General features: G+C 39.0%; 11 protein-coding genes. 8 read left to right on the plus strand and 3 right to left on the minus strand.

From position 1 onward, the window contains the following. Positions 1 to 34: 34 nt before the first annotated feature. Together NSS81_RS14650 and NSS81_RS14655 are read right to left on the minus strand one after the other, a co-directional pair. On the minus strand, positions 35 to 958 hold the full coding sequence (locus tag NSS81_RS14650; protein ID WP_342429420.1) for a response regulator: 924 nt from the start codon (positions 956 to 958) through the stop codon (positions 35 to 37). 5 nt (positions 959 to 963) lie between these two features. Beyond that, positions 964 to 2,235: a sensor histidine kinase gene (locus tag NSS81_RS14655; protein WP_342429421.1), complete on the minus strand. Its 1,272-nt coding sequence runs from the start codon at positions 2,233 to 2,235 to the stop codon at positions 964 to 966. Positions 2,236 to 2,603: 368 nt separating this feature from the next. Between NSS81_RS14655 and NSS81_RS14660 the strand changes: the two genes are divergently transcribed. From NSS81_RS14660 to NSS81_RS14695, 8 genes are all read left to right on the plus strand, one after another. Next, a complete protein-coding gene (locus tag NSS81_RS14660; protein ID WP_342429422.1) occupies positions 2,604 to 3,917 on the plus strand; it encodes an anaerobic C4-dicarboxylate transporter in 1,314 nt (437 codons plus the stop codon). 129 nt (positions 3,918 to 4,046) lie between these two features. Then, positions 4,047 to 5,516 (plus strand): aspartate ammonia-lyase, encoded by a 1,470-nt coding sequence (aspA, locus tag NSS81_RS14665; protein ID WP_342429423.1) that lies wholly within the window; start codon positions 4,047 to 4,049, stop codon positions 5,514 to 5,516. Between the two features lie 120 nt (positions 5,517 to 5,636). Continuing rightward, entirely contained in the window at positions 5,637 to 6,251 is a 615-nt protein-coding gene (locus NSS81_RS14670; protein WP_342429424.1) for a succinate dehydrogenase cytochrome b558 subunit, read from the plus strand. Positions 6,252 to 6,275: 24 nt separating this feature from the next. Continuing rightward, the gene (gene sdhA, locus NSS81_RS14675; RefSeq protein ID WP_342429425.1) at positions 6,276 to 8,039 is read left to right on the plus strand and encodes a succinate dehydrogenase flavoprotein subunit; all 1,764 of its coding nucleotides are present in this window, start codon (positions 6,276 to 6,278) and stop codon (positions 8,037 to 8,039) included. Beyond that, positions 8,036 to 8,800 carry a succinate dehydrogenase iron-sulfur subunit gene (gene sdhB / locus NSS81_RS14680; RefSeq protein ID WP_342429426.1) on the plus strand — a complete coding sequence of 255 codons (765 nt, stop codon included), beginning with the start codon at positions 8,036 to 8,038 and terminating at the stop codon, positions 8,798 to 8,800. The genes sdhA and sdhB overlap by 4 nt, the downstream gene beginning before the upstream one ends. 111 nt (positions 8,801 to 8,911) lie before the next feature. Continuing rightward, positions 8,912 to 9,943, plus strand: a complete 1,032-nt coding sequence (locus NSS81_RS14685; protein WP_342434034.1) for a DUF418 domain-containing protein — start codon at positions 8,912 to 8,914, stop codon at positions 9,941 to 9,943. Positions 9,944 to 9,977: 34 nt separating this feature from the next. Next, positions 9,978 to 10,226, plus strand: coding sequence for a MerR family transcriptional regulator (locus NSS81_RS14690; RefSeq protein ID WP_342434035.1), 249 nt, complete (start codon positions 9,978 to 9,980; stop codon positions 10,224 to 10,226). 117 nt (positions 10,227 to 10,343) lie between these two features. Beyond that, positions 10,344 to 10,769 carry a VOC family protein gene (locus NSS81_RS14695; protein ID WP_342429427.1) on the plus strand — a complete coding sequence of 142 codons (426 nt, stop codon included), beginning with the start codon at positions 10,344 to 10,346 and terminating at the stop codon, positions 10,767 to 10,769. Positions 10,770 to 10,826: 57 nt separating this feature from the next. Here NSS81_RS14695 and NSS81_RS14700 read toward each other — a convergent pair whose 3' ends face one another. Beyond that, positions 10,827 to 11,909 (minus strand): AI-2E family transporter, encoded by a 1,083-nt coding sequence (locus tag NSS81_RS14700; protein ID WP_342429428.1) that lies wholly within the window; start codon positions 11,907 to 11,909, stop codon positions 10,827 to 10,829. Positions 11,910 to 12,024 lie beyond the last annotated feature (115 nt).

Here is a 12,024-nt window from a genome sequence, read left to right on the forward strand (position 1 = left end):
ACAAAATGGAGGAAATGTCTTTTCGTGGTGCCTGTCACCCTATTAGTCTTTTTGCCTCCATATATAAGGCTTGGATGAATTTTTTGATGTTGATACGGGTGTGACTTGTACTGTCGGGTATTTTGCCTTCTAATTCAAGCATTTTCATTCGGATTTGGCTGTAGTCGAAGAAACTGGATGAATAGTTTTCAAATTTAGGATTTGTGTAGTCTGTTAGTCCAAGTGACGCTATATGCTCCAGTGCTTGATGGATCGCTCGGCGAATGCGCTGCTCACTGGCTTTTATCTCCTTTCGGACCTCTAGAGGTGAAGCGGAATGTCCTAGCCGTTTTTCGATTGATTTTTCATACAACTCCTTAAGAGAGGGGGTTTCACGAATACCTTTTTTCTCTAAATAAGATAGAATTGCTAAGATATCCAGCAAGTCCTTGTTACCGCTATCGCCAATGATTCCGAGTTCCATTAAAATCTTCTTTCCTGCCTGGATAATTGGATTTTGAGTATTTCCTTTAACTCTATTAGTTTCATGTTTGGGTGAATGGTCCGTTAAAAAGCTTAACGACTTTTGAATGTCAGATAGCGAGTTCTCCAGCAGCAGATGTTCGGAAACCTTCTTTAATATATTTGTCACCTCAAGGCGATTTATCGGCTTAGTGATATAATGTTCGATACCTAGTGAATATGCTTCTCCTATCATGTCCTTCGATTCGACTTGAGAAATCATAATGATTTTTCCATCAAAGGAAGGTGCAACTTCCCTAACTGTTTCAATTCCATCGCGATTTGGCATGAGCAAATCTATGAGCAAAATATCGATATTCAGCTCAGCAAGAATATCGGCATAGACTTCTGATCCGTCTTCTGCTTCCCCAACGACTGTCCCAAGTCCTTCTTCCTCAATGATATTAGAAAGCATCACCCTGATTGCAGCGGAGTCATCAACAATAAAAAACTTCATAACGCTCATCCTTCCTGAGTTAAGCCTCTTACCGGCAGTTGAATTTCAAAGGTAGTTCTCTTTGTATTTGCAGGATCATCTAGCAGAGTAATTATTCCTCCATTCTCTTCAATGACGTTTTTGATATGTGATAACCCAATACCGTTGGAGGCAATTCCTGTATTGTCAAATTTCGTCGTGAAACCTGGCTCAAATATAAAGGGCTTATTTCTTGCGGATATGCCCGAACCGTTATCACTCACCTTTATAATTACCATGTCATTTGATCGGTTAACCGTAAGATTAATCTCCCCATGGTCAATAATGGCTTCAACTGCATTAGAAACAAGATTATTAATTAGTGAAAACAGAATAAAGGTGTGATAATGCGGCTGTTCTTCAGAAATTTGCACTTGGTAATTAATTTTCTTTCCAAGCATTTCCCCATAGTACTTATTTGCACTAATGATAGTCGCGGTAATTTCTCCAATATCCATAAAATCATTTAAATTATCTTGTGCCATTAGTTTTGATAAACCAGCATAAATTCTTTGACTGTCCTTTTTGATTTCATGCATTTCGCCGGCAATTCTCAAGGCACTTTCTGCTTGTTGATTACTACTTGACCCTTTTAAGTCACGGTATAGTTTGTAACAGGCACTAGTTAATTCCTCTGCATTCTTCGCGGATTTTTTCAGTTGAATCGATTCTACATATAAGTTAGAGATTAATAATAGAATCTCTTCATTCATCCTCCGCTGCTGTTCTTCTGCAAGCTTTGCTTCTCTCAAAATTAAGATATTAAAAAACCCGAGGACGAAGAAGCTACGAAAAATGGCAATCCCGCCAATAATCATAAAAGTTGAAAAGGTGATCGCCGTGTGAGATGAGATGCTACGGACAGAAATTTCCGCCATACTAGCGATTACTTCTATAACTACCCCAAGCAGACCAATGTAGAAGGGACTTTCATAAAGTGACTTGATTTTGCAAAAATAAAAAAGTAACGAGTAGACCAAATAATAGAAGAAAACAGGAAAATGTAATGAAAGGGCATCTGATAGCTCAATGGAATCAGCTTGAATTTCCGATAAGAATATCCTGAATAAAACGACTGCAGTTCCGGCTAATAACCCTGAAATAATTGGATTTATTTTTCGTAACCATAATAATATAAAGAAGAAAATAGGAGTTCCTAGACTAACCCGAAGGTCTCCATCAATTGGATAGAACTTCATCTCTCCTGCAATCGGAACAGCAATAATAATAAATATATAGGCTACTAGTTTTTCACTCATGTGATCACTTCCAAGTAAGAACTTCTTGTCTAAGATAAGATTACCTCTGTTTTAAGATGAAAAGCAGATGCGAAAATTGACAAATTTATTAAGTTTCTCATCCTTTTTGTTATTTCTTGTAGTTTTCCGTAGTCCTCAATATATGATTTAGAGGAACAAAGGAACACTAGTAAACGATGAAAGTTCCATTTTGTTCGCTTTCTTAGCCATTATCTTACTATGTAGCTTCACAGATTGAAAGCTAGTTCAACAAAGCGACATATTTTTTGTGAAGAATTTCACATATGTCACTTGAAAGCGGGTGAAATGTCTAGGATTCTTTTTATATTTTTTTTCAAAAAATAATTTACCTTATGGAGGTAACCAAGATGTTTTGGATTCAATTTTTAATCGTACTGGCATGTATTTTTATTGGAGCACGGTTAGGCGGAGTTGGCCTTGGAGTAATGGGTGGTGTGGGATTAGCTATTCTGGTATTCGTTTTCGGACTACAGCCTACATCAGCGCCAATTGATGTCATGCTAATGATTTTAGCGGTTATCACCGCTGCAGGAGCCTTGCAGGCCTCTGGCGGGATGGAATATCTTGTCCATCTAGCAGAAAAGGCATTACGAAAAAACCCAACGTATATCACCTACATTGCACCAATTGTAACGTATGTATTTACATTTTGTGCAGGAACTGGCCATGTGGCTTATTCCGTATTACCAGTTATTGCTGAAGTATCCCGTGAATCAGGAATTAGACCTGAACGACCAATGTCAATTGCAGTAATTGCTTCACAACAGGCAATCACAGCAAGTCCAATCTCAGCAGCTACTGTAGCTTTACTTGCTTTGTTAACAGATTTTGACGTTACTTTACTAGATATTCTGATGATTAGTATTCCTTCTACCTTTATCGCTTGTATGATCGCAGCTTTTGTATCAAGCAAAATGGGTAAAGAGTTAAATGCTGACCCAGAATACCTTAAACGCTTGGAGGAAGGACTTGCACCAATTAGAAAGGATAAGAAAGAATACAAGGCCAATAGAGGCTCAAAGCTTTCTGTTATGCTTTTCCTTCTTGCAGCAGTGCTCGTTGTTGTACTTGGATCATTTGAAAAATTACGTCCAAGCTGGATAATCGATGGCGTGGAAACAAGGATGTCAATGCCAATTTCAATTGAGATTGTCATGCTTACAATTGCAGCGTTAATTATCATCTTCTGTAAACCAAAGGTTGAAGATATTGTTTCCGGCAGTGTATTTAAAGCAGGTGCGGCAGCAGTAGTCGCCATCTTCGGGATTGCCTGGATGGGAGATACTTTCTTCCAAGGAAACATGGAGTTAGTTTCCGGATCCATTTCAGACCTAGTTACTGCAGCACCTTGGCTATTCGCGATTGCCTTATTCGGACTTTCCATCCTGCTTTATAGCCAGGCAGCAACAATTAGAACACTAATGCCATTAGGAATAGCATTAGGAATCAATCCGGCGTTACTCATTGCTATGTTCCCAGCTGTAAATGGTTATTTCTTTATTCCAAACTATCCAACAGTGGTTGCAGCCATTAACTTTGACCGTACTGGTACGACAAGAATTGGTAAATATATTCTAAACCACAGTTTCATGGTGCCTGGTTTAATTGCAACAATCGGAGCAGTTGGGATTGGTATATTACTAAGCACAATTCTACTATAATTAATTTTTTCAAAAAACAAGGCTGTGTTAATGCTCATTGCTGATTTATTTCACTATGTTGATTGCAGGTCAATCAACACGGCAAGGTTAGCACAGCCTAAAACAAAAATGAATTTGGAGATGACAAGAATGAGTAGTTCAGAAAATTTCCGTATTGAAAAAGACTTCCTTGGTGAAAAAGCGGTTCCGGCAGAAGCGTATTATGGTGTTCAAACCCTGCGTGCTGTTGAGAATTTTCCGATCACAGGATATCGAATTGATGAGGCTCTAATCAAAGCAATCGCAATGGTGAAAAAAGCATCGGCGTTTGCCAATGCTGAGATCGGTCAGTTAGATAGACAAGTGGCGAATGCGATCATGGATGCTGCTGATGAGGTATTGGAAGGGAAACTGCATGATCAGTTTATTGTTGATCCAATTCAAGGTGGAGCGGGTACTTCCATTAACATGAATACAAATGAAGTACTGGCAAACCGCGCACTTGAAATAATCGGGGAACAAAAAGGGAATTACAAAAAAATTAGCCCTAATACCCATGTTAATATGGCTCAATCAACTAATGATGCCTTTCCAACGGCCATCCATTTGTCTGCTCTTATGACATTGGAAGAGTTAATTAAGGTAATGGAAGAACTTCATTTAACATTCATGAAAAAGGCAAATGAGTTTGATGGCATGATTAAAATGGGCCGGACCCATTTACAGGATGCTGTTCCAATTCTGCTCAGCCAGGAATTCGAAGCCTATGCAAGGGTATTAAGAAGAGATATTAAGCGGATAAGCGCAACTCGTGAAAATTTATACGAAGTGAATATGGGTGCCACTGCAGTTGGAACGGGCTTAAACGCTGAACCAGAGTATATTGAAAAAACAGTAAAGTTTTTAGGAGAAATCACTGGGTTTCCAATTAAAGGCTCGGAAGACCTTGTAGACGGAACGCAAAATACAGACGTATATATTGAAGTATCCGCTGCATTAAAAATCTGTATGCTGAATATGTCAAAAATCGCAAATGACCTGCGGATGATGGCATCTGGTCCTCGTTGCGGCTTAGGTGAAATCAACCTGCCAGCTCGTCAGCCGGGATCTTCCATTATGCCAGGAAAAGTAAATCCAGTAATGGCAGAAGTATTAAACCAAAGTGCTTTTCAGGTTGTTGGAAACGATTTGACCATCAGTATGGCATCAGAAGCAGGACAATTTGAACTGAATGTAATGGAGCCAGTGATCGTCTTTAACCTATTGCAGTCTATTAAGGTGATGACCAATGTTCTAACTGTGTTCCGCGAACATTGTCTAACCGGAATCACAGCTAACAAAGAAAGAATGGAAGCTTACGTGAATAATAGTGTGGGTATCATTACAGCCATTAATCCCCATGTTGGTTATGAAACAGCAGCAAGTATTGCACGTGAAGCCATCGAATCGGGTAGACCTGTCAGAGAGATTGTCCTTGAGCAAGAAGTGTTAACAGCTGAAGAGCTTGATACAATCTTACATCCATTTGAAATGACCAATCCTGGTATTGCAGGAAAAGAACTATTGGAGAAAAAACGTCGACAAAAAGAAGCAGAAGAAAAAGAATTGGCACACGTTTAAAAATATATTGATGGCTTTGCGCCTGAGCTTCTTAAAAAGAAGAAGCTCGGACGCTAGAGCTGCTTTTAACAATAGAGATTATTAACTAATGAGTAGCATCATAAGGAGGTACAACGAAATATGGAGCATGGAAAAAACCAGCACTTCATCCGAAAACTGCATTCTTTATCGGGAATTATTCCTGTTGGTGTATTTATGACTGTTCATTTATTTATCAACTATACCGCAACATGGGGAATCGATTCCTACAATAAAGCAGCAGGTTTTATGGTGAATCTTCCGTTTAAATACTTTCTCGAACTATTTGTCATCTTTTTACCATTGTTATTTCATGCCTTATACGGTGTCTATATTGCCCGTCAAGCAAAAAACAATGTTAGCAGCTATGGATATTTTCGTAACTGGAAGTTTTACTTGCAGCGCATTACCGGATTACTCGCCTTTGTTTTTATCATTTGGCATGTTTGGGAAACCAAGGTACAGGTAGAGTTTTCTGGGGTAGAAGCGGATTATACTTTGATGGCCAATATTGTTGATAATTGGATCTCATTAACGCTTTATATCATCGGAATTGTTTCTTGTATTTATCACTTTGTCAATGGAATCTGGACCTTCTTAATTACATGGGGAATTACTGTATCCCCAAAATCGCAGAAAGTAACACAATATATTTCGTTCGGATTGTTTATCGTTTTAACCTTCATTGGAATCCGTGCAATCTTAGCATTTGCTTAAGAGCAAGATAGGGAGGACATATAAATGAGCAAAGGTAATATTGTCATAGTAGGTGGCGGCTTAGCTGGACTGATGGCCGCTATTAAAATAGCAGAAGAGGGAACAAAAGTAGAACTATTCTCGGTGGTGCCGGTGAAACGCTCCCACTCAGTTTGCGCACAAGGTGGCATTAATGGCGCTGTAAATACAAAAGGTGAGAATGACTCTCCTTTAGAACACTTTGATGACTCTGTTTATGGAGGAGACTTCCTCGCAAATCAGCCGCAGGTAAAAGGAATGTGTGAAGCAGCTCCAAAAATTATTCATATGTTTGACCGGATGGGGGTTATGTTTAACCGTACACCAGAAGGTTTGTTAGATTTCCGCCGCTTCGGCGGAACGCAATACCATCGTACCGCTTTTGCCGGGGCAACCACGGGACAGCAGCTCCTTTATGCACTAGATGAGCAGGTTCGCAGCTTTGAAGTAAAGGGATTAGTAACGAAGTATGAGGGCTGGGAATTTGTTTCTGCCATCATGGATGATGAGGGTGTCTGCCGCGGCATTACTGCGCAGAATTTACGGACGATGGAAACGAAGGCCTTTCCTGCAGATGCAGTGATCATGGCAACCGGCGGATTAGGAATGATTTTTGGAAAATCCACCAATTCGACGATAAATACGGGATATGCGGCAGCAAGACTGTATCAACAGGGAGCAATATTTGCCAATGGTGAATTTATTCAAATCCACCCAACAGCCATCCCTGGTGATGATAAAAACCGCTTAATGAGTGAATCGGCACGTGGCGAAGGCGGTAGGGTTTGGACATACAAGGATGGAAAACCTTGGTACTTTTTGGAAGAAAAATATCCGGCTTACGGCAATCTAGTACCTCGTGATATAGCAACTCGTGAAATTTTCGATGTTTGTGTAAATCAAAAGCTTGGGATTAATGGAGAAAACAAAGTATTTCTAGATTTGTCTCATATTGACTCGAAGCAATTGGATATCAGACTTGGTGGGATCATGGAAATCTATGAGAAATTCATGGGTGATGACCCGCGTAAGGTTCCAATGAAGATATTCCCAGGTGTCCATTATTCTATGGGCGGATTATGGGTCGATATTGATCAAAAAACCAATATTCCTGGATTATTTGCGGCTGGAGAATGTGACTATTCACAGCATGGAGCCAATCGCCTTGGTGCTAACTCCTTACTATCTGCAGTATATGGAGGATTAGTTGCAGGTCCGAAAGCCCTTGAGTATGTTAAGGGTCTTGAAAAAGCAACGGATACTGTTTCAAGCACTGTTTTTGAAAAACAAGTGAGTGAAGATGTCAGAAAGTACGAATCTATCCTAACGATGAATGGTACTGAGAATGCATATCTTCTTCATAAAGAACTTGGCGATCTAATGACAGCGAACGTAACGGTTGTCCGTGAAAATAAGAAATTAAAAATGACGTATGAAAAGCTTCAGGAGTTTTCTGAACGCTTTAGAAATATTAACATGGATGATACGGCAAAATGGAGCAATTCAAGTTCCTCCTTTGTTCGCCAATTGGAGGGCATGATTAATCTTGCCCATGTGATTACCCTTGGTGCGTACAAGCGAAATGAAAGCCGCGGAGCGCATTATAAACCAGAATTCGCTGACAGAAATGATGAAGAGTGGTTAAAAACAACGATTGCAAAATACAATCCGGCAATGAATTTACCAGAGCTATCTTATGAGGAAGTGGATATCTCACTAATCAAACCGCGTAAGCGTGATTATACAAAATCCAAGAAAGGAGCCAAATGATGATGGTGGAAGCGGAAAAGAAAATACATTTAATTATTACAAGACAGAAGGATGCTAAGTCTGATTCATATACAGAAGAATTTATGGTTCCTTATCGTCCGAATATGAATATTATCTCTGCGTTAATGGAAATTCAGAAAAACCCAGTTAATACAAAGGGAGAAAAAACCGCTCCGGTTATTTGGGAATCAGTTTGCTTAGAAGAAGTATGCGGAGCTTGTTCGATGGTCATTAACGGGAAGCCTCACCAAGCTTGTTCTTCCTTAATTGATCAATTAGAACAACCGATACGGGTTGCGCCGTTAGCAACGTTTCCGGTCATGCGCGATTTACTTGTGGACCGCACGCGGATGTTCGACGCTTTGAAAAAGGTAAAGGCATGGGTTCCGATTGATGGGACCTATGATTTAGGACCGGGACCAAGAATGCCGGAAAAAACAAGACAATGGGCCTATGAGCTATCTAAATGTATGACCTGCGGCTGTTGTCTTGAGGCATGTCCAAATGTGAATGAGAAGTCAGATTTTATTGGTCCAGCACCATTATCACAGGTTCGCTTATTCAATGCTCACCCAACAGGAGCCATGCATAAGGACGATCGACTTGCGGCTATTATGGGAGAAGGGGGAATTACCTCCTGTGGTAATTCACAAAACTGTGTGGAGGTTTGTCCGAAAGGAATACCACTAACCACATCCATCGCCCATCTTAATCGACAAACAACCATCCAATCATTCAAGGACTTCTTTGGAAGCTATTAGTCAAAAAAGGTCTAAATAGCAACAAAGTTTGAGAAAAGAGCCTTAAAAAAGACTGTCGAGAGGAATCATCACGACAGTCTTTTTTGGTATGATTAGATTGAGGTGAGGATGATGAATCCGGTTGCGGTTAATAAACGAATAGATGTACTTGATTATTTGCGTGGTTTTGCATTATTAGGGATTATTTTAGTGAATATCCTGCCATTACTTTCGGTAAACTTACCTTTTCAGGGGTCGGCGGATGCTAGCTATCAACGGTTTTTATTTCTATTTGTTGAGGGGCGTTTCTATACCCTTTTCTCCTTTTTGTTTGGTGTTGGTTTTTATTTGTTTATCTCAAGGGCAAATGCGAAGGGGAAAAATGGGTTTCTATTGTTTTTACGGCGTATCTTTATTTTGTTCATCTTTGGATTCATCCATGTGAAGTTCCACCCGGGTGAGGCGTTAACCGTTTATGCAGTAACAGGGCTTTTATTGTTACCATTCTATAAGGTAAGAAAACAAGTAAATCTTTGGATTGGGATTTTTTTATTACTTTTATGTAGTATTTTAGCCTATAAACTCGTTATGGTCGTACCTGTTATGCTGCTTGGTATTGCTGCGGGACAATACAGGATTTTTGAAGGATTAGCTGGGAAAACAAAACAGGTTGCTCTGTTTACACTAATTATGCTGGCAATGAGTGTGATGGGCCTCCTGTATCAATATCAATATCTCCCGGTACTCCCGTTTGGGGCTTTTGCTGGAGGAGTAGGTGAAGACACCTATATGTTTTTAAGTATTGGCATTATGATAGGTCCGATTATTTCAGCCCTATACGCGGGGTTACTGATCCTCCTTTTGCGCTTTCCAATTGTCCAAAAACTGCTGTCACCATTAAAAAGCTATGGGAGAATGGCATTAACAAACTATGTTTTTCAAACGGCTTTTATCTATCTAGCAGGTTATGTCTTTCATTTGTTTGAGAACATCACCTATTTGCAATCACTGATTGTCTGCCTAACCATTTATGTTATTCAGCTTATCTTCACAAGCCTTTGGTTCCGATTTTTCCTATTTGGACCGTTGGAATGGGTGTGGCGGATGCTGACTTATTTTGAGGTACCGCCAATGAAAAAACGCGTTAAAGTTCTAGGGGACTGACTCCCTGAAAAAGGTCTAAAAGGAGGTCATTACCATCGATACGAAAAGGTTCTGGACAGTAGAAGAATTAGTCCAAGTAACTGGTCTTACAGTAAGAGCATTTCATGATTATCATGAAATGGGACTATTATCACCTTCCCAGTTTTCAGAAATGGGTCATAGCATTTATACAGAAGAAGATCTTGCAAGGCTACAACAAATTCTTTCCCTTAAACAATTTGGAATGTCATTAGATGAGATTAGAGAAGTTTTGAGCGGCCAAGAAGTAAAAGCAGCTAAATAAGGGATTATTCTATTCGAAAATTAAATGGTTAATATTCCACATATATTCCGTTTATTTAGTATCTTGTTGGATAAAATGGTAGAATATATTGAAAACTAAATGCTAGGAGTGTTGGTAATGTCTGTTGATGTTTATCTGAATTTTAATGGTGACTGTCGTGAGGCAGTAGAATTTTACGCAGAGACTTTTGGAACAGAAAAACCAAAAATTATGACCTTTGGAGAAACACCACCAAACCCGGAATATCCTTTACCAGAGGAAGCAAAAAACTTAGTCATGCATTCACGGCTTAATATTGGTGGAAGTCGGGTTATGTTTTCTGATACTTTTCCTGGTATGCCTTTTGTTAAAGGAAATAACATCAGCCTTGCATTCGTCAGTGACAACAAAGAGGAGATTATTTCTTCCTTTAATAAACTGAAGGAAGGCGGCACCGTCGCCATGGAACTACAAGAAACATTTTGGAGCAAATACTATGGCTCACTAACAGATAAGTTTGGAATTGAGTGGCTATTTAACTTGGATAGTGGAGAAATATATTAGAAACTAAAAAGGATATGGAATCTTTCCTTCTATGGAAGATTCTATATCCTTTTTCAATTATGCTGCTTTAAATATTTTAACAATATTAACGACAAGTACCTTTGTAATGGAATAGGCCGGTATGACGAAGATAATGCCAACCACGCCCATCAGGCTTCCGGCTGTTAAAATTAACACAATAATAGTTAATGGGTGGATATTTAGCGTTTTGCCCATGATATTTGGAGAAATGATATTACCCTCAATTTGTTGTGCAACTAACATGATAATAGCAACGAACAAAACCTTTGATGGATCTTGAAATAATGCGACTAAAAAGGCAGGAATAACAGCAATATAGGGACCTAAGAACGGAATGACGTTGGTAAACATACCGAACATCGCTAAAACTAATGAATAGTTCAGCCCAATAATTAAATAACCTACCAATAAGAGTAAACCGACAATCACACTGACGAGAATTTGCCCTTGTATATAGGTAGCGATGGTCTTGTCCACATCTTTTAATATGTTTTTCACGTGTTCTTTTTTAGACTGTGGAGCAAAGATAGCAACACTCGGTGCAAACCGGTCACTATCTTTTAACATATAAAATAAAATAAACGGAACAAGTACTAAGTTGAAAATGGTAGTTATAAAACCGCCAATTAACCCAAAGACCCCAAGAATTCCATTGGCTATATTTCCTACATTCGATTCAATTCGGGACTCTAATTCTGTACTCGCATTTAGAAATGCTTCTTGAACGAAGTCTGGGAAAGTGCTTTTATTTTCCTGTACATACTGAATCCAATCGGTAACGGTGGCAACCATTGCTGGCAAATTATCAATAAAATTTTCTAATTGATCATTTAGGATAGGAGCAACTAATTTAATAACACCATATATAAATAGAATAATGGCAATATAAGCTCCGATAATCGCTAACCACCTGGGAGTATTCTTTGATTCTAGCCAGGTGACTAATGGTCGGCATAAATAAAATAAAATACCAGCTAAGACAAATGGCAAAAAGATTGTTTTCAGCAGAACAACGATGGGCGTTAATATAAATTGGTTCACCCTTACTAAATAGACAATTAGTAAAAATAAGATGATGGCGATCATGATTTTAAACCATCTTTTTTCTAACAACGACATGAACTTTCCACTCTCCCAAAAGCTTGCTAAAATTTTCCTCTCTTGAATATAACAATTAATTCAAAAAAAACCAATAGGATGATTATACGTTGTTCCCAGTATAACAAAGCTTAGT

The sequence above is a fragment of the Neobacillus sp. FSL H8-0543 genome (genome assembly GCF_038592905.1).
GTDB lineage: Bacteria > Bacillota > Bacilli > Bacillales > Cytobacillaceae > Neobacillus.

Bases quoted from the DNA above. Each gene is read 5' to 3' on its own strand.
- NSS81_RS14670 (WP_342429424.1), top strand. From the start codon at position 5,637: ATGGAGCATGGAAAAAACCAGCACTTCATCCGAAAACTGCATTCTTTA.
- NSS81_RS14695 (WP_342429427.1), top strand. From the start codon at position 10,344: ATGTCTGTTGATGTTTATCTGAATTTTAATGGTGACTGTCGTGAGGCA.
- NSS81_RS14700 (WP_342429428.1), bottom strand. From the start codon at position 11,909: ATGTCGTTGTTAGAAAAAAGATGGTTTAAAATCATGATCGCCATCATC.
- sdhB (WP_342429426.1), top strand. From the start codon at position 8,036: ATGATGATGGTGGAAGCGGAAAAGAAAATACATTTAATTATTACAAGA.
- aspA (WP_342429423.1), top strand. From the start codon at position 4,047: ATGAGTAGTTCAGAAAATTTCCGTATTGAAAAAGACTTCCTTGGTGAA.
- sdhA (WP_342429425.1), top strand. From the start codon at position 6,276: ATGAGCAAAGGTAATATTGTCATAGTAGGTGGCGGCTTAGCTGGACTG.
- NSS81_RS14660 (WP_342429422.1), top strand. From the start codon at position 2,604: ATGTTTTGGATTCAATTTTTAATCGTACTGGCATGTATTTTTATTGGA.
- NSS81_RS14685 (WP_342434034.1), top strand. From the start codon at position 8,912: ATGAATCCGGTTGCGGTTAATAAACGAATAGATGTACTTGATTATTTG.
- NSS81_RS14650 (WP_342429420.1), bottom strand. From the start codon at position 958: ATGAAGTTTTTTATTGTTGATGACTCCGCTGCAATCAGGGTGATGCTT.
- NSS81_RS14655 (WP_342429421.1), bottom strand. From the start codon at position 2,235: ATGAGTGAAAAACTAGTAGCCTATATATTTATTATTATTGCTGTTCCG.